Origin of the sequence: Streptomyces sp. CA2R106 (assembly GCF_037034245.1) — a bacterium.
Classification (GTDB): domain Bacteria; phylum Actinomycetota; class Actinomycetes; order Streptomycetales; family Streptomycetaceae; genus Actinacidiphila.
Window position 1 is genome coordinate 168,708 of sequence record NZ_JBAGKC010000009.1, and the last position, 20,771, is coordinate 189,478.

22 protein-coding genes, 1 tRNA gene and 1 pseudogene are annotated in these 20,771 nt (G+C 70.6%); 9 read left to right on the plus strand and 15 right to left on the minus strand.

Translation table 11 applies throughout. The features are described from left to right. Positions 1 to 79: 79 nt before the first annotated feature. A complete protein-coding gene (locus WA788_RS16175) occupies positions 80 to 796 on the plus strand; it encodes a class F sortase (protein ID WP_335977880.1) in 717 nt (238 codons plus the stop codon). A gap of 204 nt (positions 797 to 1,000) precedes the next feature. Then, the gene (locus WA788_RS16180) at positions 1,001 to 2,476 is read left to right on the plus strand and encodes a glycoside hydrolase family 18 protein (RefSeq protein ID WP_335977881.1); all 1,476 of its coding nucleotides are present in this window, start codon (positions 1,001 to 1,003) and stop codon (positions 2,474 to 2,476) included. Between the two features lie 114 nt (positions 2,477 to 2,590). Here WA788_RS16180 and WA788_RS16185 read toward each other — a convergent pair whose 3' ends face one another. The 4 genes from WA788_RS16185 to WA788_RS16200 all read right to left on the minus strand — a co-directional run bounded on the left by WA788_RS16185 (position 2,591) and on the right by WA788_RS16200 (position 7,574). Further along, a complete protein-coding gene (locus WA788_RS16185; protein WP_335977882.1) occupies positions 2,591 to 4,063 on the minus strand; it encodes a GH1 family beta-glucosidase in 1,473 nt (490 codons plus the stop codon). A 113-nt stretch (positions 4,064 to 4,176) separates the two neighbouring features. Next, positions 4,177 to 5,094: a carbohydrate ABC transporter permease gene (locus WA788_RS16190; protein ID WP_335977883.1), complete on the minus strand. Its 918-nt coding sequence runs from the start codon at positions 5,092 to 5,094 to the stop codon at positions 4,177 to 4,179. Between the two features lie 2 nt (positions 5,095 to 5,096). Continuing rightward, on the minus strand, positions 5,097 to 6,104 hold the full coding sequence (locus tag WA788_RS16195) for a carbohydrate ABC transporter permease (protein ID WP_335977886.1): 1,008 nt from the start codon (positions 6,102 to 6,104) through the stop codon (positions 5,097 to 5,099). 135 nt (positions 6,105 to 6,239) lie between these two features. Next, the gene (locus WA788_RS16200; RefSeq protein WP_335977887.1) at positions 6,240 to 7,574 is read right to left on the minus strand and encodes an ABC transporter substrate-binding protein; all 1,335 of its coding nucleotides are present in this window, start codon (positions 7,572 to 7,574) and stop codon (positions 6,240 to 6,242) included. A 393-nt stretch (positions 7,575 to 7,967) separates the two neighbouring features. Here WA788_RS16200 and WA788_RS16205 point away from each other — a divergent pair, with 393 nt between their 5' ends. After that, positions 7,968 to 8,987: a LacI family DNA-binding transcriptional regulator gene (locus WA788_RS16205; RefSeq protein ID WP_335978082.1), complete on the plus strand. Its 1,020-nt coding sequence runs from the start codon at positions 7,968 to 7,970 to the stop codon at positions 8,985 to 8,987. Positions 8,988 to 9,021: 34 nt separating this feature from the next. Here WA788_RS16205 and WA788_RS16210 read toward each other — a convergent pair whose 3' ends face one another. From WA788_RS16210 to WA788_RS16225, 4 genes are all read right to left on the minus strand, one after another. Next, complete coding sequence (locus tag WA788_RS16210; RefSeq protein WP_335977888.1) at positions 9,022 to 9,558, minus strand: RBBP9/YdeN family alpha/beta hydrolase; 537 nt, start codon at positions 9,556 to 9,558, stop codon at positions 9,022 to 9,024. Between the two features lie 27 nt (positions 9,559 to 9,585). Then, the gene (locus WA788_RS16215; protein WP_335977890.1) at positions 9,586 to 9,795 is read right to left on the minus strand and encodes a DUF397 domain-containing protein; all 210 of its coding nucleotides are present in this window, start codon (positions 9,793 to 9,795) and stop codon (positions 9,586 to 9,588) included. Positions 9,796 to 9,875: 80 nt separating this feature from the next. Continuing rightward, positions 9,876 to 10,085: a DUF397 domain-containing protein gene (locus WA788_RS16220; RefSeq protein ID WP_335977892.1), complete on the minus strand. Its 210-nt coding sequence runs from the start codon at positions 10,083 to 10,085 to the stop codon at positions 9,876 to 9,878. Beyond that, positions 10,082 to 10,921 carry a helix-turn-helix domain-containing protein gene (locus tag WA788_RS16225; RefSeq protein ID WP_335977894.1) on the minus strand — a complete coding sequence of 280 codons (840 nt, stop codon included), beginning with the start codon at positions 10,919 to 10,921 and terminating at the stop codon, positions 10,082 to 10,084. Before WA788_RS16225 ends, WA788_RS16220 begins: the two co-directional genes overlap by 4 nt. A gap of 210 nt (positions 10,922 to 11,131) precedes the next feature. Here WA788_RS16225 and WA788_RS16230 point away from each other — a divergent pair, with 210 nt between their 5' ends. Then, on the plus strand, positions 11,132 to 11,980 hold the full coding sequence (locus WA788_RS16230) for a helix-turn-helix domain-containing protein (RefSeq protein WP_335977895.1): 849 nt from the start codon (positions 11,132 to 11,134) through the stop codon (positions 11,978 to 11,980). A 37-nt stretch (positions 11,981 to 12,017) separates the two neighbouring features. Here the strand turns inward: WA788_RS16230 and WA788_RS16235 are convergent, their stop codons facing one another. Next, complete coding sequence (locus tag WA788_RS16235; protein ID WP_335977897.1) at positions 12,018 to 12,488, minus strand: NUDIX domain-containing protein; 471 nt, start codon at positions 12,486 to 12,488, stop codon at positions 12,018 to 12,020. Positions 12,489 to 12,671: 183 nt separating this feature from the next. Then, complete coding sequence (locus tag WA788_RS16240) at positions 12,672 to 13,109, minus strand: VOC family protein (protein WP_335977899.1); 438 nt, start codon at positions 13,107 to 13,109, stop codon at positions 12,672 to 12,674. A gap of 78 nt (positions 13,110 to 13,187) precedes the next feature. Between WA788_RS16240 and WA788_RS16245 the strand changes: the two genes are divergently transcribed. Both WA788_RS16245 and WA788_RS16250 read left to right on the plus strand, forming a co-directional pair. Beyond that, entirely contained in the window at positions 13,188 to 13,556 is a 369-nt protein-coding gene (locus WA788_RS16245; protein ID WP_335977901.1) for a hypothetical protein, read from the plus strand. Positions 13,557 to 13,592: 36 nt separating this feature from the next. After that, positions 13,593 to 14,576, plus strand: a complete 984-nt coding sequence (locus WA788_RS16250; protein ID WP_335977902.1) for a phosphotransferase family protein — start codon at positions 13,593 to 13,595, stop codon at positions 14,574 to 14,576. A 191-nt stretch (positions 14,577 to 14,767) separates the two neighbouring features. Here the strand turns inward: WA788_RS16250 and WA788_RS16255 are convergent, their stop codons facing one another. Then, complete coding sequence (locus tag WA788_RS16255) at positions 14,768 to 16,561, minus strand: discoidin domain-containing protein (RefSeq protein WP_335977904.1); 1,794 nt, start codon at positions 16,559 to 16,561, stop codon at positions 14,768 to 14,770. 576 nt (positions 16,562 to 17,137) lie between these two features. On the opposite strand from WA788_RS16255, the gene WA788_RS16260 reads away from it, so the two are divergent. Then, on the plus strand, positions 17,138 to 17,830 hold the full coding sequence (locus WA788_RS16260) for a response regulator transcription factor (protein WP_335977906.1): 693 nt from the start codon (positions 17,138 to 17,140) through the stop codon (positions 17,828 to 17,830). Between the two features lie 6 nt (positions 17,831 to 17,836). Further along, entirely contained in the window at positions 17,837 to 18,844 is a 1,008-nt protein-coding gene (locus WA788_RS16265) for a sensor histidine kinase (protein WP_335977907.1), read from the plus strand. Positions 18,845 to 18,882: 38 nt separating this feature from the next. Here the strand turns inward: WA788_RS16265 and WA788_RS16270 are convergent, their stop codons facing one another. Next, positions 18,883 to 19,431, minus strand: a complete 549-nt coding sequence (locus tag WA788_RS16270; RefSeq protein WP_335977909.1) for an NUDIX hydrolase — start codon at positions 19,429 to 19,431, stop codon at positions 18,883 to 18,885. A gap of 12 nt (positions 19,432 to 19,443) precedes the next feature. Next, positions 19,444 to 19,758: a hypothetical protein gene (locus WA788_RS16275; protein ID WP_335977911.1), complete on the minus strand. Its 315-nt coding sequence runs from the start codon at positions 19,756 to 19,758 to the stop codon at positions 19,444 to 19,446. On the opposite strand from WA788_RS16275, the pseudogene WA788_RS36075 reads away from it, so the two are divergent. Beyond that, a pseudogene (locus tag WA788_RS36075) lies at positions 19,739 to 19,858 on the plus strand (transcriptional regulator); the annotation flags it as partial. The gene WA788_RS16275 and the pseudogene WA788_RS36075 overlap by 20 nt on opposite strands. A gap of 112 nt (positions 19,859 to 19,970) precedes the next feature. Here WA788_RS36075 and WA788_RS16280 read toward each other — a convergent pair. Both WA788_RS16280 and orn read right to left on the minus strand, forming a co-directional pair. Next, positions 19,971 to 20,046 (minus strand) — tRNA-His (locus tag WA788_RS16280). Between the two features lie 100 nt (positions 20,047 to 20,146). Then, positions 20,147 to 20,764 (minus strand): oligoribonuclease, encoded by a 618-nt coding sequence (gene orn, locus WA788_RS16285; RefSeq protein ID WP_335977913.1) that lies wholly within the window; start codon positions 20,762 to 20,764, stop codon positions 20,147 to 20,149. Positions 20,765 to 20,771: the final 7 nt, after the last annotated feature.

The following is a 20,771-nucleotide window of genomic DNA, read 5'->3' on the forward strand; positions in this document are numbered from 1 at the left end:
GCGGCAGCCGCACCACCTCGTCCCTCCCGCGTACGCGCGGCACCCGTCATCCCGCGGACCGTCAGAAGGGCAGCACCGTATGAGCAGGCAGCAGCCGCAGCGCGAGCCACGGCCGGCGGACGCGCCGCCGGTGCGGGACCGCGGCACCCGGGTGATGCACTGGGCGATCGGGGCCACGCTGCTCGGCGCGTTCCTGGTGTTCCGCTCCTTCGGCTCCTCCGACACGGGCAGCGCCATCGGCGCGCCGATGCCCGCGCCCGCGGCGAGCGCCGCCTCGGGTTCCTCGCCCGACCCGACGGTGACGATGGGGGCCACCCCCGGCCCGTCGCTGCCGCGCTCCGTCCCGACGAAGATCTCCATCCCCACCATCGGGGTGAACGCCCCCTTCACCCCGCTGTCGATGGACGCCACCGGGGTGCTCCAGCCGCCGCCCGCCGCCGACCGCAACCTCGCCGGCTGGTACCAGGGCGGTGTCACCCCCGGCGAGCGCGGCAACGCGATCGTCGCCGGCCACGTGGACACCACGACCGGCCCCGCCGTCTTCTACCTGCTGTCCTACCTGCGCAAGGGCGACCCGGTCGACATCACCCGTACGGACGGCTCGGTCGCCGACTTCACCGTGGACGAGGTCGACACCTTCTCCAAGGACGACTTCCCCGACCAGCGCGTGTACGGCGACACCTCCGACGCGCAACTGCGGCTGATCACCTGCGGCGGCGTCTTCGACCACAAGACGCGCGACTACGAGTCGAACGTGGTCGTCTTCGCGCACCTGACCTCGTCGCGGAACTCCTGACCCGGCCGGGCCCGCGGCGCCCGGCCGCTCAGCGAGCGCCGAGTGCCCCCGGCACCGCTCGCCGAGCCGATCGTTAAGCCGTCCCTTCCGCTTCCTTAAGCCCGCCCTAAGAACCTGCCCGGCGGCCCTGAACTGGGCTTTTGTCCGTTCGGTGCCCGCTAGCGTGCTGCCCGCCCCCACCCTTCGAGTGCAAGGCAGGCAGCCATGGCACCCACCACCCACCGCCGCCGTCCCGGCCGCAGGACGCAGGTGCTCTGCGCGACCGTCGTGGCGGCGGCCGCCGCGGGCGGCGCGTTCGCCTTCGCCGGCTCCGCGAGCGCCGCCACCGTCGCGGCCGCGTACTCCACGACCAGCGACTGGACCACCGGCTACACCGGGCAGTACGAGATCAGCAACTCCAGCAGCAGCCCCCTGGACGGCTGGACGCTCACCTTCCGGCTGCCGTCCGGTACGACCATCGGCACGCTGTGGAACGGCCAGTACACCGTCTCCGGGCAGACCGTGACGGTCACCCCGGACAGCTGGAACCACACCGTCGCGCCCGGCGCGAAGGCCGAGGTCGGCTTCACCGCGAACGTCACCGGCGGCGGCACCTCCCCGGCCGCGGCCCCCGCGGACTGCACCATCAACGGCGCGAAGTGCTCGGTGGACGACGACCCCACCACCGCGCCCACCGGCCGCCCCACCGACACCGCCACCCCCACGGCGCAGCCCACCCAGACCCCCACCGCCACGCCCACCGCCACGCCCACTTCGAACTCCGGCCCGGGCGCCGGCTCGGCCGGCTCCGGCGGCTTCGCCCCCTACGTCGACACCTCGCTCTACCCCGCCTACGACCTGACGGGCGCGATGAAGGCGAACGGCGTCAAGCAGTTCAACCTCGCCTTCGTCGTCTCCGGCGGCGGCTGCACCCCGAAGTGGGGCGGCGTCACCGACCTCGACAGCGACGCGGTGGCCGCCCAGATCGGCGCGGTCCGCGCGGCGGGCGGCGACGTACGGGTCTCCTTCGGCGGCGCCAACGGCACCGAACTGGCCGGTGCCTGCTCCTCGGCCAGCGACCTCGCGGCGGCCTACGGCAAGGTCGTCGACACCTACCAGCTCACCAAGGTCGACTTCGACATCGAGGGCGGCGCGCTCACCGACACCGCCGCCGACACCCGCCGGGCGCAGGCGATCGCGCAGCTCCAGGCGAGCCACAGCGGCCTGGAGGTCTCCTACACGCTGCCCGCGATGCCCAGCGGCCTCACCCAGGACGGCATCGACGTGCTCTCCGACGCCAAGAGCAACGGCGTCGACGTGCACGCGGTCAACATCATGGCGATGGACTACGGCTCCTCGTACACCGGCGACATGGGGCAGTACGCCATCGACGGCGCCACCGCCACGCAGGCCCAGGTCAAGAGCGTGCTCGGGCTGTCCGACACCGACGCCTGGCACGCGGTCGCGGTCACCCCGATGATCGGCGTCAACGACGTGAGCAGCGAGACCTTCACCGTCGCCGACGCGGGCAAGCTCGCCGACTTCGCCACGTCCAAGGGCCTGGCCTGGCTGTCGATGTGGTCGGCCACCCGCGACAAGCAGTGCGCCGGCGGCGCCCAGAGATACGCCGACGCCACGTGCAGTTCCATCACCCAGTCCGACGGCGACTTCGCCAAGGCCCTCGGCTCCTACACCGGCTGACCCGGGCACCGGCAGCACCGGACGCCTTCCTGCCCTCCCCCCACGGGGCAGGACGGCAGCGGGCTCCGGCCGTCGCGCACCCTCGTTCGCGACGGCCGGAGCCCTTTCGCCCCCTCAGGCCCCGTCGGCCTCCTCCGACGGACCCCGAAGGGCGTTGGTGCGCGCCACCTCCGCGTACCAGTGGGCGCTCTGCTTGGGGACGCGGCGCTGGGTGCCGAAGTCGACGTACACCGCGCCGAAGCGCTTGCTGTAGCCGTAGGACCACTCGAAGTTGTCCAGCAGCGACCACAGGAAGTAGCCGCGGATGTCGGCGCCGTCGGCCAGCGCGCGGTGCACCGCGGACAGGTGGCCGCGCAGGTACGCGATCCGCCGCGGGTCGCTGACGGTGCCCTCGGGCGAGACGTAGTCGTCGTAGGCGGCGCCGTTCTCGGTGACCATCATCGGCAGGTCGGGGTGCTCGTGGTGCACGCGCATCAGCAGGTCGTACAGCGCGCTGGCGTCGACCGCCCAGTTCATCGCGGTGGTCTCGCCGGGCGAGAGGTGGAAGGCGACGTGCTCCGAGCCGGGCCAGGGTGAGTAGTCGCTCGCGCCGTGGCCGTCGTTGCGCGGCAGGTCGGTGCTCTCCCGGCCGTCGGAGACCAGCGTCGGCGTGTAGTAGTTGACGCCGAGCAGGTCGATCGGGCGGGCGATCTCCTCCAGGTCACCCGGGCGCACCAGCGCGTCCCAGTCGACGAGGTGGCCGGTGTCGGCGAGCAGGTCCGCCGGGTAGCCGTCGCCGAGGATCGGGCCGAGGAAGACCCGGTTGCCGACCGCGTCGATCCGGCGGGCCGCGTCCAGGTCGGCGGCCGACTGGCTGAAGGCCCGCACCTGGTGCAGGTTGAGGGTGATCGAGGTCTGCGCGGTGGCGGGGAGCACCGAGCGCAGCGCCCCGATCGCCCGGCCGTGCGCCAGGTTGAGGTGGTGCGCGGCCTTCAGCGCCGACTCCGGCTCGGTCCGGCCCGGCGCGTGCACGCCCGAGCCGTAGCCGAGGAACGCCGAGCACCACGGCTCGTTGAGCGTGGTCCAGTACGGCACCCGGTCGCCGAGTGCCCCGGCGACGATCTCGGCGTACTCCGCGAAGCGCTCGGGCGTCTGGCGGACCGTCCAGCCGCCGGCGTCCTCCAGCTCCTGCGGCAGGTCCCAGTGGTAGAGGGTCGCCACGGGGGTGATGCCCTTGGCCAGCAGCTCGTCGACGAGCCGGCGGTAGAAGTCCAGGCCGCGCTGGACGGCCGGGCCGCGGCCGGTGGGCTGCACCCGCGACCAGGAGATCGAGAAGCGGTAAGCGCCCAGGCCGAGGTCGCTCATGAGCGCCACGTCGTCCTGGTAGCGGTGGTAGTGGTCCGCCGCGATGTCCCCGGTGTCCCCGTTGAGGACCCGGCCGGGGGTGTGGCTGAAGGTGTCCCAGATCGACGGGGTGCGGCCGTCCTCGGCCGCGGCGCCCTCGATCTGGTAGGCGGCGGTGGCCGACCCCCAGACGAAACCGGGAGGGAAGTGGAGTGCGGCCGGGCTCGCCGCGGCCTCCGCACTGTGCGAGTGGACTGCTGTCATAGCGGGGGACTCCAGGGGAATCAGGGGTCGTCGGGGGAAGAGGGACCGCGGGGCGCCGCGGACGGAGTGGGTGCCGGGGAAGGGTGCGAACGGGCGCGCCGGCCGCGGCGGCGTCAGCTCTTGACCGCGCCGGCGGTGATCCCGCCGACGATCTGCCGGCCCAGCACCGCGAAGACCAGCAGCAGCGGCAGCGTCGCGACCAGCGCCCCGCACACCACCACGGCCTGGTTGATCGTGTGGTCACCGGAACCGAGCCCCTGCAGCGCGACCTGCACCGTCGGGTTCTGCTGGTTCAGCGCGATGAACGGCCAGAAGAAGTCGTTCCAGGACTGCACGAAGACGAGCATCCCGAGCACGGCCATCCCCGGCCGGGCGATCGGGAACACCACGTGCCAGATGATCCGCAGGCTGTGCGCCCCGTCCACCCGCGCCGCCTCGACCAGTTCGACCGGCAGCGCCTCGGAGAGGAACTGCCGCATGAAGAACACGCCGAACGCGGCCACCAGCGACGGCAGGATCACCGACTGGATGTGCCCGACCCAGCCCACCTTGGTGATGATCTGGTAGAGCGGGATCACGGTGAGCTGCGGCGGGATCGTCATGGTCGCCACCACGAGGGTCATCAGCGCGTTGCGGCCGCGGAACTCCAGCTTGGCGAAGGCGAATCCGGCCAGCGTCGCGAAGAGCACGGTGCTCACCGCCACGCAGCCCGCCACGATCGTGGAGTTGATCAGGGCCTTGGTCATGTCGACCTGGTCCCACACGATCTTCAGGTTGTCGACGAGGTGGCTGCCGGGCAGCAACGGCGTCGGCGGGGTGACCAGTTCGGTACCGGTGCGCGAGGCCGCCACCACGGTCCAGTACAGCGGGAACAGCGAGACCAGCGTGGCCAGGATCAGCAGCACGTACGCGATCGGGCCGGCCTTCTGCTGGCCGCCGGCGCTGCGGGCGCGCAGCCGGTGCCGCTTGCGCAGCTCGGGGGAGGAGTGCCGGGGCCCGGCTGACGGGATCGGCTGGGTGAGTTGTGCCATCGTCAGCTCCCAAGCTTCCGGCGGTTGCTGCGCATCACAAGGAGCTGGACCGCGCCGATGAGCAGCAGGATCAGCAGCATCACCCAGGCCACGGCGGACGCCTGGCCCAGCTCGCCGACCTGCCAGCCCTTGTCGTACATGTACAGGCTGAGGGTCTGGTACTGGTGGTTGGAGCCGCCGGAGACACCCACGTTGCCGCCGAACATCAGCGGCTCACCGAACAGCTGCGTGGCGCCGATGGTGGAGACGATGATCGTGAAGAAGATCGTCGGGCGGATCGACGGGACCGTGACGCTGATGAACTGCCGCCAGCGCGAGGCACCGTCGAGCGCGGCCGCCTCGTACAGGTCGGCGGAGACCGCCTGCATCGCGGCCAGGTAGATCAGCGCGTTGTAGCCGGTCCAGCGCCACGTCACGATCGAGGAGATCGCTATCTGCGCCGGCCACTTGGACGACGCCCACTGCACGTTCCCGATGCCGATGTGGCGGAAGACCTCGTTGATCAGGCCGTAGTCGGGGTTGAAGAGCTGGATGAAGACCAGCGTGGCGGCGGCGATCGACGTCGCGTACGGCGCGAGGATCGCGACCCGGAAGAAACCGCGGGCCCGCATCTGGTAGTTGAGCAGGTGGGCCAGGCCGATCGCCATCAGCAGCTGCGGCACCGTGGAGATCACCCCGAGGGTGAAGGTGTTGCGCAGCGCGGTCCAGAAGAAGCTGTTGTCCCACAGCGTCGTGTAGTTGTCGAAGCCGACCCAGGTGGCGTGCGTGCCCAACTGCACCTGGTGGAAGGAGAGCCAGCCGGTGTAGATCAGCGGGAACAGCCCGAAGGCGGCGAAGCAGAGGAAGAACGGGGCGATGTAGGCGTACGGCGAGGCCTTGGTGTCCAGCCGGAACGCCTTGGCGCGCCAGCCGCCGGGCGGGCCGGGGTCGCCGCTCTTGCGGTTCTTGCGGGCGTCGGTCCGGGACGACCGGGGGCTGCCGTCGGACGTCGCCCTGACGGAGGTGGCCACGAGTGGCGTCCTTCCGGTAGGGGATCAGCGGGTGTCGACGGATGTCGACCGGGGGCGGGGGAGAAGAGGGGCGCTGGGCCCCGGACACGGGCCGCCCGGCAGGTGGGAGTCACTGCCGGACGGCCCCGACGCCGGTCAGCCCGTGCTGACCTGGTCCTTCACCGTGGACTTGACCTTGTTCCAGGCCGTGTCCTTGCTGGTGCCGTGCTGCTCCATGTCGAGCAGCCCGTTCTTGGTGATGATGTCCTTCACGGTGCCGTCGTTCGGACCGATCGGGGCGGGCTGGATGTTGTGCGCGGTGTCCGAGAAGATCTTGCCGATCGGGGTGCCCGGGAAGTACGCGTTGGTGGTGTTCGCCACCGCCGGGTCGTCAAGGCCGCCCTTGGTCGACGGGATGTTGCCGAACTTCTGGAAGACCTTCACCTGCTGCGCCGGGGCGGTCAGCCACTGGGCCAGCGCCTCGGCCTCGGCGGCGTGCTTGCTCGCCTTCGTCACGGCGAGGAACGAACCGCCCCAGTTGCCGGCCTGCGGCGGTGCGGCGACGTCCCAGTTGCCCTTGTTGGCCGGACCGGAGTCCGAGGCGACCTGGCCGAGCATCCAGCTCGGGCACGCCACGGTGGCGAACTTGTTGGTCTTGAACGCCGAGGTCCAGCTGGTGTCGAACTGCTGGAGCTTGGCGGTCAGGCCGTCCTGCACCGCCTCCGCGGACAGGTTCCACGCGGTCTGCACGCCGGGGCTGCTGTCGTAGACCAGCTTCCCGCTCTGGTCGGAGTACTGCGTGGTCTGGCTGGAGAGCACCGCGTTGAACAGGCCGCCGGCGGAGTCGGTGAAGGACACGCCCTTGGCGGCCTTCGCCTGGAACTGCTTGCCGACGTTCACGAACTTCTGCCAGTCGCCCGCCCACAGCGCGGCGACCGCGTTGCGGTCGGTCGGCAGGCCGGCCGCCTTGAACATGTCCTTGCGGTAGCAGATCGCGGTCGGGCCGACGTCGGTGCCGACCCCGATGATCTTGCCGTCGGAGGTGGTGGCCTCCTTCTCCTTGTAGTCCAGCCAGTCACTGGCGTTGAAGCCCTTGACCGTCTTGAAGTCCACGAACTTGTTCGCGTACTGCGGCTGGACCGCGTTCGCCACGAAGCCGATCTCGATCGCCTGGATGTCGTCGAGGCCGCTGTTCTGGTTGAGGTGCAGCTTCAGCGAGTTCCAGTAGACGCCGCTGTCGGAGACGTTGTCTTCCTTGATGGTGATGTTCGGGTGCAGCTTGTGGTACTCGGCGAAGAGCTTCGCGCCCGTCTTGTCGTCGTAGCCGAAGGCGCCGTAGTCACCGATGCGCAGCGTGATCTTCTCGTTGGACGACCCCCCCTTGCTGTCGTTGTCGCTGTTGCTGCTGCAACCGGTGATCAGGGTCGCGCAGGCTGCGAGACCCGCGACCGCGATGACTGCGGTCCTGCGGGTTCTGCCGAAAGTGCGCATTCCACTCTCCTTGTCAGGGTGGGCCGTGCGGTGCGGTGGTGCGTGCGATGCGGTGGTGCGGTGGTGCGGTGGTGCGGTGTGGTGCTGGTGGAGCTGTCCCCGGGTGGTGACGACGCGGTGATCGTCGGATGCAATGCGTGGGAGCGCTCCCACTAGGCTTGCCGGAACACTCATGCCTGCGAGGGGTCAGTGTCAAGATGTGAAGTCGATTTCGTTGCCGGAACGTGTCCGGGACGGACGGATGGTCACTTCTTGAACGTAAGGAGTCGTACGGGCGGCACCTGGGCCCTGGCACGGGTACTTGTAACGTGGGAGCGCTCTCAGGAGCTTCGTCCCGGTGGAAGGACCTCGCGCTAAGGTGGCGCGCAGTGAGTACAGGAGGCTCCAGTGACCATGCACGGTCGGCGCAGCGGACGGCCCACCCTTGAGGAGGTCGCCGCGCGCGCGGGGGTGGGGCGCGGCACGGTGTCCCGGGTGATCAACGGCTCACCGCGGGTCAGCGAGCGGGCGAAGACGGCCGTGGAGGCGGCGATCGCCGAGCTGGGATACGTGCCGAACCGAGCCGCGCGGGCCCTGGCCGGCAACCGCACCGACGCGATCGCCCTGGTCATTCCCGAGCCGGAGACCAGGCTGTTCGCCGAGCCGTACTTCTCCGACATCATCCGCGGGATCGGCGCCGAACTCGCCGACACCGACATGCAGTTGCTGCTGACACTGATCAGGACGCCGAAGGAGCGGGCGCGCTTCGCGCAGTACCTCGAGGCGCACCGGGTGGATGGGGTGCTGCTGGTGTCGGTCCACGAGGACGACCCGCTGCCCGACCTGCTGGAACAGCTCGACATGCCCGCGGTGCTCAACGGGCGGCGCTCGGACCTGGAGTCGGTGTCCTACGTCGACGCCGACAACGTGGGCGGGGCGCGGGCGGCGGTCGCCCACCTCATCGAGCGCGGGCGGCGCCGGGTCGCCACGATCACCGGGCCCCCGGACATGTACGTGGCGCGCTCCCGGCTGGAGGGCTATCGGCAGGCGGTGGCCGCGGGCGGCGCCGGCTACGGGGAGCTGGCCGCCGCCGGGGACTTCACCGAGGAGGGCGGGCGCCGCGCGATGCGGGAGCTGCTGGCGCGCTGGCCCGACGTGGACGGGGTGTTCGCCGCGTCCGACGTGATGGCCGCCGGCGCCCGGGCGGTGCTGCGCGAGGAGGGCCGCAGCGTGCCGGGCGACGTGGCGCTGGTCGGCTTCGAGGACTCGGCGATCGCCCGGCACATGGACCCGGCGCTGACCTCGGTGCGGCAGCCGACGGAGGAGATGGGCCGGACCATGGCGCGGGTGCTGCTGGAGGAGATCGCCGAGCGGACGTCGGTGCGGCGGCATGTGGTGCTGGCGACGGAGCTGGTGCGGCGCGAGTCGGTGTGAGAACAACTCGTCTGTGTGGCACGGCGGTTGAGCCTCAGGGGATCAACCGGTCCAGTAGCTCGAAGGTGTCGTACGGCTGGTCGTAGTCCCCGAAGTGCCCGTCGTCGCGCACGATCTGGGTGCCGCCCAGCCGCTCGAACATCGCCCGCCCCTGGTGCTCGTCGCAACCGTAAGGGTCCTTGCGGGAGTTGATGAAGTACAAGTCCCGAACGTGCGACCTGATCGCCGCCCAGTCGTAGGTGTCCTGGAGCACCGGCTCCGCGGAGTCGTTCGGCCGCGTCGCGTACCCGGCGACGAGCACTGCCTGCGCCACCCGCACCTCGATGTGCTCCAGCACGGCCAGCAGCAGGGCGGCGCCGCCGGAGTGCCCGACCAGGACCGTGTCCTCGTCGAACCGCTGCGCCGCCAGTACCTTCGGGAGGAACGTGCCGATCGGCTCCACGTTCAGGTCCGGGTAGTGCGGCACGTCCACGGTGTAGCCGCGCGCGGCCAACCGCCCGGCCAGCCAGGGGTACCACGCCACCTCGGGGTTCGCCCCCGTGCCGTGGAAGACCACCGCGTTGCGCGCCATGCCGAACCTCTTCCTTCGGGCCGCCGGTCAGGCGACGGGGAACTCCCCTGCTTTCACGCTCGCTACGAACGAGGCGAACGCGTCCACCCGGAAGACCAGTGCGGGCCCACCCGGGTCCTTGCTGTCGCGTACGGGCACGACGCCGTGTACGTCAACGAGGTTGGCGGCAACCTCGACGCAGTTGCCGCCGTTGTTGCTGTGGGAGGACGTGAACCAACGGGGCGACTCGGTCGTCATGGGGTGTGTCATGGGGGCCCTTCGCGGTCGGCATGGCCTGCGCCGCCCTCCGTCAGCGGCGCAGGCCATGTCTACCCGTGTCAGACGGTGCCGAACTCTCCGGCCTTGACCCCGGCTACGAACGACGCGAACGCGTCGGTGGGGAAGACCAGTGCGGGCCCGTCCGGGTTCTTGCTGTCGCGTACGGGGACGACGCCCTGCACGTCAACGAGGTTGGCCGCGACCTCGACGCAGTCGCCGCCGTTGTTGCTGTAGGAGGACTTGAACCAACGGGGGGACTCGGTCGTCACGACATGCCCTTTCGTAGCTGGCGGATCATGGCCACGGACGCCGCCTGCGACAGCGCTTCGGCCTGGAGTTGATGGTAGGCCGTCAGCATGGGCACCACGGACACGTTCTCCCTGTCCAGGTGCCCCTGGGCCTGTGACTCGGCATAGCAGAGAACGGACCGGTCCGCCATGGTCAGCAGGTTGACCGGCAGGTCGAGCGTTCGGCGTTCGGCCATCTCGAACGGCGCGACCTGCAACAACGTGTTCGGCTGCTCGGCGAACTCGATCAACCGCGCCAGTTGAGCGTCCATGACGGCTGGGCCACCGATGGGCCGGAGAAGGCAGCTCTCGTCCATGGTCACGAACATCATCGGCGGCCGGGGCCGTATCAGGGCTGCCTGCCGTTCCGCCAGGAACGCGAGGCGTTCATCCGCTTGTGCGGGCGTGATGGCGCCCCGTTTTACCGCGCTGTCTACCAGCACCCGCGCGTACTCCGGTGTCTGCAACAGCCCGGGGATGATCCCGATGTTGTACAGCCGGATCTCGACCGCCCGGCCCTCGTAGCCGACGTAGTGCGGGAAGCCCTCCAGGAGGGAGCCGTGGCGGATCTGGCGCCACTCGCGCTCGAAGCTGTCCGTGCCGTCGCCGGTGCCGAAGGCTATGTCAACGCTGCGGGAGAATCGAAGAGTTGGAACCTTACGAGCAGTTTCGACGGCCGAAATATGCGTGCTGGCATATCCCGTCTCGGTCGCGAGGTCCTCCTGCTTCCAGCCGCGCGCTTCCCGCGTACTGCGGATTCGTGCCCCGTACGCGGCCTCGGGGCTGGCTTCGGGGTCCAACTCCTTGCGATTGACCACTCTTCAACAACCTTTCTTTCCTGTTTTGCAGGTTGATCGCGTTTTGACCCTAGAGGACAGTGGCGCCAAGCGGTAGTGGTCTCGCTACGGAGAGGAGTTGAGCATGCCCGGAAGTGCGCGTTCGCGCTGGTCAGGGACGGGTTTGCCCCGTTGAACCGCCGACCCGGCCGTACGAAATGAAGGATCGAGCGAAGAGGAGAGGGGAGCCGTATGTCCGACAGGGTCGGGGTCAACGAGGCAGTCATCGCCTCGGACCCGTATTCGGCGCGGGCGTTGTACGCACGTCAGCTCGGCGCGCTGCGCGAGAAGGCGGGGATGAGCTACATGCAGTTGGGCGCGTTGTGCATGTACGAGCAGTCGTACCTGCACCGGTTGGAGCGCGGGCAGCGCCTGGGCACGCTGGAGGTGGCCCGGATGCTGGACAAGGTGTACGGGACCGGGGACCTGCTGGAGCGGCTGTGGCGCCTGGCGAAGCGCGAGACGACGGACCAGCTCGTACGGAGTCCGGCGCCGTTCGAGGTGAACGCGGCCCGCATCCGTGAGTACGCCGGCCACGCGATTCCCGACCTGCTCCAGATCCGGGCGTATGCCCTGGAGCAGCTGGAGGGGGCGCAGTTGCCCGAGGAGCAGGTGGCGGCCGAAGTCGCGGAGCGGTTGGAGCGCCAATCCGCGTTGGCCGGCTCGGAGCCGGTGTATTACCGGGCGTTGATCGACGAGGCGGCGCTGCGGCGCAAGGCGCGGGACCCGCAGACGTGGACGGCCCAGCTGGAGCACCTGATCGAGGCCGCCCAGTGGCCGGGGATCGCGCTGCACGTCGTGCCGTTCGCGGCCGGACCGCACCACCTGCGCGGCTCGTTGGAGCTGATCTCCCTGCGCGACGGCTCCACCGTGGCCTACACCCAGGGCAGTTGGAGCGGCCACCTCACCGACGACCCGGAAGACGTCGAAGCCCTACGCGTCGCCTTCGACGCCCTGCGCGACACCGCCCTCCTCCCCGCCGAATCCCTCACCTTCCTCCGCACCCTCCTCGACACCCACTCCGCCCCCGACCCGCGGTGACCTCGGCGCCCCACCCCCGGCACGAGCGACCGGCCCGCTACCCGAGGTAGGGTGCAGCGCGATTCTCGAGGAAGTGGGTCAGCCGCAGGCGCTGGGTGTGATGCATCGGCAACGTCTCGATATCGCCGGGGGCGACGAAACGAAGTTCCGTCGATTCATCGGACATGGCCAGCGATCCGCCGGTCACCCGCGCCGTGAAGCACACATTGAACTGGCGGCGTACCTCCCCATCGCTGTACGCGATGATGTGGCGCGGATCGGTGTAGGTGCCGACCAGTCCTGTGATCTCCACGTCCAGCCCCGTTTCCTCCTTGACTTCTCGCACGGCGGTCCCGGGGAGCGAGTCGGCCATGTCCATTCCGCCGCCCGGAAGTGCCCACAGGCCGTTGTCCGTCCGGCGTTGCAGCAGGATACGGCCTTCGTCGTCCGTGACGACGGCCGATGCCGCGACCACAAGGCTGTTCGGCTTCGGTGCTTCCGGGTCGTCGTAATACTCGGTTCGCGCCATCCTCAGACTTCCTGTACGGGTCGGCCCAACGCGGGCTGCATCCGGCACGCTGCGAACAAGGTCGGGCCGACTCTGCCCGTGCGCCTTCGCGGCGAACCCGACGAGCGCCGCGCGCCCGCGGCCGCCCGGAACTGACGAGCGGACCACCAGCAGTTCCGTCCGGATGCCGGGCCGGCGGGCCGGTCAGTCGAGGCAGAACTCGTTGCCCTCGATGTCCTGCATGGTGATGCAGGACTCGTTCTCCTCGTCCGCCACCTGCTCCAGTACGAGGGTTGCGCCGAGCGCGAGCAGGCGGTCGCACTCGGCGCGGAGCACGGCCAGCCGTTCGTCGCCGACGAGCCCGGTGCCGACTCGGACGTCCAGGTGGACCCGGTTCTTGACGACCTTGCCCTCGGGGACGCGTTGGAAGTACAGCCGCGGGCCCACGCCGGAGGGGTCCACGCAGGCGAAGCTCGCGCCCTGCTGCTCGGCGGGCAGCGAGCGGTCGTAGGCCGCCCAGTCGGCGAACCCCTGAGGCGGGGGCGGCACCACATAGCCCAGCACCTCGCACCAGAAGCGGGCGACGCGCTCGGGCTGCGCGCAGTCGAAGGTGACCTGGAACTGCCTGATCGTCGTTGCCATCGGCGCACCCTAGCAAGGACGGACGGCGCCGCGGCACGGAACCGCGCACCGCCACCCGGTCGTCGTCCCCTGCGTACGGTGACACGTCGGAACAGCATCCGGGAGGCACCCATGGACGGCGGGGGCGCGCACGGCGGCGACGCCGGGCACAGCGGGGGACATGACGGCGGACACAGCGGGCACGCGGCCGACGCGGGCCTTGGCGCGGCGCTCGGCGCTGGCATGGACGCCCACGGCGGTCGCCACGGCTGGCACCACGGCCACCCCAGTGAGTACGGCGGCGGCCCCGACGGCCCCGTCGACCTGGGGAGTTCGGGCGGGACCGGGCAGTCGCGCCCCGGCAGCCGCCCCGGCAGCCCGAGCCCGGGCGGTCCCAGTCCCGCGCTGGTGGCCACCCTCGGCGTCGTGGCCCTCGGGTTGCTGATGTTCTTCCTCGTCGTGCGCTGAGACGGAACCGCCGCGGCAGGGGGTTAACCTGCCCCCATGGGTACGGGTGAGGGGGCCGAGGACATCGGCGCCGATCGTGGCGGTCGGGGGTGGGGCGCCACGCGCTCCTGGGTGGAGAAGGGGCTGCCCGAAGGGGAGCGCATCGAGGAGGTGGTGCGGCTGCGCGGCGGCTGGACGTCGGAGATGCGCCGCCTGGACCTCAGCGGCCCTGATGGGCGGCGCTCACTTGTCCTGCGGTCCTTCGTCACGCCTTTCTTCGTCCGGCACGCGGAGGGCCTGCTGACCCGCGAGGCGGATGTCCTGCGCCTGCTCGGCGACACGGACGTGCCCGCGGCCACACTCGCGGCGGTGGATGCGACGGCGCGGTACTGCGATCACCCCTCCTTGCTGATGTCCCTGCTGCCGGGGAGCGTGCGCCTGGACGACGCGGGTGCTGACGACCGCGCCGAACTGCTGGCCCGACAGCTGGTGCGTATCCACCGGTTGCCGGTGACCGCGCGGCAGCGGCCTCGCGCGTACCAGGCATGGACCTCTCCCGAGCGGGTGACGGTGCCCGCGGCCACCGAGCGGCCCGAACTCTGGCAGCGGGCCGTCGACGTCATCCGCCGAGAGCCCCCGGCTCATCAGGGGTGCTTCCTGCACCGGGACTTCCACCCCGGCAACGTCCTTTTCTCAGGCGCCGACGATGACCTCCGGATCAGCGGGGTCGTCGACTGGGTGGAGACCTCGTGGGGGCCGGCCGACCTGGACGTGGCCCACTGCTCGACCGCCCTCGCCCTGCTCCACGGGGTTCCCGCCGGCATGGCTTTCGCCGACCGCTACGTCGCCGCGGGAGGGACCCTGGCCGAACCCGGCACCGTCCATCTCTACTGGCGGCTGCTGGATGCGCTGGCTTTCGCCCCGGACGCGGAGAAGGTCGCTGTCCCCTGGCGTGAACTGGGCCGTACCGACCTGACGGCCAGTGTCCTGACCCGCAGGCTGGAGGGATACCTGGAAGCCCTCATCGACCGCTACGCCTGAACTGCGAGGACACGGTCCGGGAGCTCGGTTCCGGCGTCCCTCACCTTCGGCGAGGTGAGGGACGCGCCGGCGGGGGCGGTGCACGGCACACGTGGCGTCGTGTGCCGCACCCGCCCCCGCCGGCTCCTGTGGGGGGATCGCGGGAAACGGTTCTCGGGGGCCGTCAGTGGCCGTCGGGCGCCGTCGGGCGTTCAGAAGCCGACGGCGACCTCCATCCACTGCGGGTCCTGCATCGAGGTGTAGGCCGCCTGGCCGCCCACGTCGTCGTACGGGAAGCCGTACGCAAGCCCGTTGATCGCGTGGTCGTGCCAGAACTTGGCGTACCAGTTGGCCGGGTCCCCGGAGTAGAAGCGCGCCGGGTCCTGCTGCTCGTCGGCCGGGAGAGTGGCGGTGTGCCGGTTCAGCGCCGCGCACGTGGTGGGGTCGCCGGCCAGCGTGCCCGCGCAGCCGAAGATGTCCGAGGTCGCCGCGTTCACGCCGACCGACTGGGCATAGGAGGTGAAGTAGTCGGCGTTCGCGCCGCCGGCCCGGAAGCTCGGGTCGCTGCCCGGGGCGATGATCCGGTACGGCGCCTGGGTCTGCGCCAGCACCTTGAACTGCTGCGGCACCGCGTCCTGGAACTCCTGGAACACCTGGTCCCGGCTGGTGGTGAACAGGTCCTGGGTGTCGCCGAGTTGGACGTCCTGGCCGCTGTGCGAGTGCAGCCGGATCGCCAGCGGCAGTGCCCACGCGTCGACGCGGGTGGTGTTGCCGTTGAAGACGTCCGGGCCGATGGTGAACTCGATGAAGTCGTTGTACTGGCTGTTCGGCGAGCCGACGTAGAAGTACATCCGGCCCGCGGAGTTGGCCGGCATGTCGAAGTACGGCTGCTCGGCGATGGAGTGCTCCTGCCCGTCGAAGCTCCAGTAGACCTGGCTGTCGGGGTAGGCGCCGTTCGTCCGGTTGAGGATCGCCACCTCCATCACGTTGTTCGCGGCCGGGATCTGGCTGGTGTCGCCCCAGAAGGAGTCGTCACCGCCGGTCGGCGGGGGCGTGGTGGCGTCCGAGGTCAGGTGCACCGAGAACTCCCACAGCGACACGCCGTACCCGGTGGCGCGCGCGGTGGTGTAGACGCGCACGTAGCGGCCGGTGCCGGTGACGTCGAGGTTCTGGATGCCGCCGGTCGCGGTGGTCGTGGAGTAGACCGTGGTCCAGTTCGTCGCGTCGTCGGAGACCTGGATCTGGTACGCGCTGGCGTACGCCGTCTCCCAGTTGAGGCCGACGCTGCACAGCGGCTGCGAACTGCCCAGGTCCACCCGCAGCCACTGCGGGTCGGACGCGGCGCTGGACCACCGGGTGCCGGTGTCCCCGTCGACGGCGGCGGAGGCGGGGGTGCCCGCGTTCTCGGTCGAGGACGCCGCGGCCGGCCGCCCCTGCGCGGCGTTGCCGGCGGCGCACGCGGACGGGCTGCCGGTGCCGGCGCCGTAGACCTGGAACTCCCAGAGCGAGTAGCCGTACTGCGTGGCGCGCTGGCTGCCGTACATCCGGACGTACCGCCCGGAACCGTTTACGGTGACCGTCTGGTCGCCACCGGTACCGGTGGTGGTGGAGTAGACGTCGGTCCAGTTCGTGCCGTCCGCGGACGTCTGGATCTTGAACGCCTTCGCGTACGCCGTCTCCCAGTCGAGGGTCACCTGGCTGATCGACTGGTCGCTGCCCAGGTCGACCTGGAGCCACTGCGGGTCGGCGGCGGCGCTGGACCACCGGGTGCCGGTGTTCCCGTCGACCGCGGCGGACGCGGGGGTGCCGGCGTTCTCGGTGGAGGAGGCGGTGGCGGGCCGCCCCTGGGACAGCAGCGAACCGGCCGCGCGGGCCGGCGACTGCGTGGTGACGGCGAGCGCGAGGCCCGCGGTCAGCGAGAGCAGGAGGGCGAGCACGAGACAGGGCCGGGACCTGTCGCGTGGGGTACGCCGTGGCCGCACCGACGGCGGCGCGCTGGTTGGCATCTGGTGTCTCCTCATCCGGGTGGGGGTCCGCGAGGGACGCGGGAGCGCGGGGTGAGAGCGCTCTCCGGTGAGGTGATGTCTACAAGGCCGGTCCTTCGGCGTCAATGAGTTGTTCCATAATCGCCCGCGCGGCCCGCCGTCTTTTCGAGTTCCGAAGGGGGGCCCGGCCGGGGCCCGGCGGTCACGGCCGGGGTTGGAGTGCCTTGCGGCCGGCGGGCCGGAGCGGGGCCGTCACAGCCAGCGGGGCGGAGGGACCGCCGGGTCCGGGCCGCCCGCGCCACGCCGCCGATGGTGGCGCACCAGCAGCCGGGTGGTCGAGTACGCCGTCGCCGCGGACGGGAACAGAAGGCCAGCGCGACGGCTGCGATTCCGATTCCGGCGGCGGCTTTGAAACGCATGGGAGTACGTCCTTCTTTTCTGGTGATTCTCGTGGCGGGGGTGGTGGCAGCGGGGATCGGAGATTTCCGACCCGGCCGCCGGGAAACGAGGAAAGCATTCGCGCGGCGCCGCCCGCGAAGTTCTTTCAGCTCTGTAAGAACCGCGGGCACCCTGCGGCCGATAGGTAGCGTGCGGGGCATGGAGAACACACCGCGGGTGATGATCGTCGAGGACGACGCGACGGTGCGGACGGTCCTCGGCGACTATCTGCGGGCCAGCGGGTGGTCGATGTCCCAGTACGGCGACGGGCACGCCGCCCGCCAGGCACTCGCGGACGGACTGCCCGACATCCTGGTCGTGGACCGGATGCTGCCCGGGGCCAGCGGCGACGAACTGTGCCGCCAGGCCCGGGCGACCTCGGACATCCCGATCATCATGCTCACCGCGCTGGGCGCCGTCGACCAGCGCATCAGCGGGCTGGAGCACGGCGCCGACGACTACGTGGTCAAGCCGTTCGCGATGAAGGAACTCCCCCTGCGGATGCAGGCCCAACTACGCCGCCACGCGCCCTCGAGCCCCGCCGCGCCCTTCACCGCGGGCGCGTTCCGGATCGACCCCGCCCGCCGGCGCGCGTGGCTCGGCACGAACGAGATCGCCCTGACCACCCGCGAATACGAACTGCTGCTGTATGGCGTCCAGCACCCCGGACAGGTACTCACCCGGGACGACATTCTCGGCGAGGTGTGGGGATGGAACTTCGGGGACGCCGCGACCGTGACCGTCCATGTGCGCAGGCTGCGCGAGAAGATCGAATCCGAACCGCGCCATCCGGTCTACCTGCGCACCCAATGGGGCGCCGGATACCGGTTCACCCCGCACGGAACGGAGTAGCCGCGCATGCTCGCCCTGCCCGACATCGGCCTCATCGTCATGACCACGGTGATCTGCACCGCGGCCGTCACCCTGCTCACCGGCCCGGCGTTGCACGCGAACCGCAGGGGGCCGGTCGCCTCGCAGTTCGCGATCGTGGTGGCCGGGGCGGTCACCTCGATCGTGTCGTCGATCCTCGCGGTCATGGTCGAGATGTTCATCTCCACGCACGACCTGACGGTGCTGGTGTGGGTGATCGCGATCTCCACGGTCATCAGCCTCGCCACGACCTGGCTGACCATCTCCCGCGCGGTGCGGCGGTCGGTCGGACGACTGTCCGCGTCGGCGCGGCACCTGGCCGCCGGGGCGGTGCTGGAACCGGCCGAGCCCGGCTGGCGGGAGTTCAACGACCTGCACGCCCGGCTCGCCGACACCTCGGTGCAGCTCGCACAGGCCCGTGCGGAGGTGGAGAAGCTCGACGCGGCCAGGCGGCAGTTCTTCGCGTGGATCTCGCACGACCTGCGCACCCCACTGGCCGGCATCCGCGCGATGACCGAGGCGATCGACGACGGGTTCGCGCCCGACCCGGCCGACTACGTCCGCACCATCCGCGCGCGGGTGGACACCGTGACCGGCATGGTCGACGACCTCTTCGCGCTCTCCACCCTCCAGAGCGGCACCCTGCACCTGCAACGCGAACTCGTGCCGTTGCTCGACATCGTCTCCGACGCCGTCGTCGACGTGCGGGCCGCGGCGAGCGCGCGCGGCATCCGCGTCGTCCACTGCGACGTGGCGGGCCACATGCTGTGGGCCGACCCGCGCGAACTCACCCGCGCCATCGGCAACCTGCTGGCCAACGGTGTCCGGCACGCCCCCGAGCACAGCGACATCCTCGTCACCGCCCACCACCGCGACGACGACCACCTCATCATCAGCGTCCTCGACCACGGCCCCGGCGTCGCCAGCGAGGACCTGGGCCACATCTTCGAGGGCTTCCAGCTCTCCATCACCCTCCCGGCGACCCCGGCGGTGTGAGGGGGCTCAGTGGGGCTCAGGGGAGCTCAGGGGGGGGCTCAGCTCAAGGGGACGGCGAGGAGGCGGGTGCGGAGGGGCTCGGCGGTGATCTGGTCGGCGAACTGCCAGGAGTAGTCGAGGACTTCTTCGGTCTGGAGCTCGGCCACGTCGGCTGCCGTCCGGAAAAGGTACCGGATGTCGAAGTGCTGGTGGTCGGGTTCGTCCTTGGCGGGGTTGGCCGGGATGGGGTGGATGTCGATGTGCAGGGGCAACGGGCTGTCGGGGGTGACCTGTTCGGGGTCGATGCCGGTCTCCTCGGCCAACTCCCGCAGGGCGGCGCCCATGAGGGTCGTGTCGGTGTCCTCCAGGTGCCCGCCGGGAAAGAGCCACTTCCCCAGTGCCTTGTGCTCCACGAGCAGGACACGTCCGTCCGGGCGCAGGAGCAGGGCTCCGGCGGTGACGTGCCCGCGGAACTCCTTGCGCGAGGCGATGGTGTCGGGGTGGACCTCCAGTGCGGCGGTGAGGGCCGCGAGGCCGTCCTTGTCCTCGGGGTGCCGGCTCAGGTAGGTGGTGAGGGTGGCGTGGAGGTGCTGGGGGGTGATGGGCATGGGGGCGGGTCCTCAGCGGTTGAAGTAGGTCAGCCAGGTGTCGGCGATCACGGCCCGGTCGGCGGCGGTGACCTCGTGGATGCCGCGGGCGAGCCCGCCGCGGGTGAGCATGCGGACGGCGGCCAGTATCTCCGCCTGCACGAGGTGAATGAACGGCCCCACACTGGCGCCGTGCAGGAAGTTGACGGCGTTGCCGCCGTTGAGCAGGTAGAAGTAGTGCCCGGTGGTCTGGTACCGCGTGACGTGTTCACCGTCCCGGGTGCGCTGGTAGACAGCCGGCAGCCCGACGAGGTCGAGTTCGTCCTCGGATGCCGACAGCGTCGCCACGCACATGAAGGTGTGGCGCACCCTGCGGGAGTCCGCCGTGTACGGCGCCGCCGCCCAGCGCGTGATCGGGGCCGCCCGGCAGGCGCTCCGCGGCGCCTGACCGCTTCGACCGTTTCGACCGTTCCGGCCGCTCCCGACCGCCCCTCCGCCCCGGCCGCCGCCGCGCAAAAAGGCGCCCGGCCGCGTTTCCGCGGCCGGGCGCCCTGTGAAGCTGGGGTGAGTGACGGGACTCGAACCCGCGACATCCTGGACCACAACCAGGTGCTCTACCATCTGAGCTACACCCACCATGAGCGGCGCTTTTCCCTGTCGGGGCGGCGCCGCTTGGAAAAGTGTACAGGGTGGCGGGGGGTGGTCGCGCCCGCTTATGCGGCCGGGTACGCGCCCGTCAGTGGGCGGCGTGCGGGGCCGGCGGCAGGACGTGCTTGGCCGCGATCGCGCGGGCGGTGTCCGTGTCCGGGCCGGGGGCCGGTACGAAGACCGCCTCGCGGTAGTAGCGCAGCTCGGCGATGGACTCGCGGATGTCGGCGAGCGCGCGGTGGTTGCCGTTCTTCTCCGGGCTGTTGTAGTACGCCCGCGGGTACCAGCGGCGCGACAGCTCCTTGATCGAGGAGACGTCCACAATGCGGTAGTGCAGGTGCTGCTCCAGCGCCGGCATGTCCCGGGCGAGGAAGCCGCGGTCGGTGGAGACGGAGTTGCCGCACAGCGGCGCCTTGCGCGGCTCGGCGACATGGGCGCGGATGTAGTCCAGCACCGTCTGCTCCGCCTCGGCCATGTCGACCCCGCCGGGCAACTCCTCCAGCAGCCCGGAGGCGGTGTGCATCTGCCGGACGATCTCCGGCATCGTCTCCAGCGCCTCGGCGGGCGGGCGGATCACGATGTCCACCCCCTCGCCGAGGATGTTCAGCTCGGAGTCGGTGACGAGCGCGGCCACCTCGATCAGCGCGTCGTGCGCCAGCGAGAGGCCGGTCATCTCACAGTCGATCCACACCATCCGGTCGTTCATGTGTCTC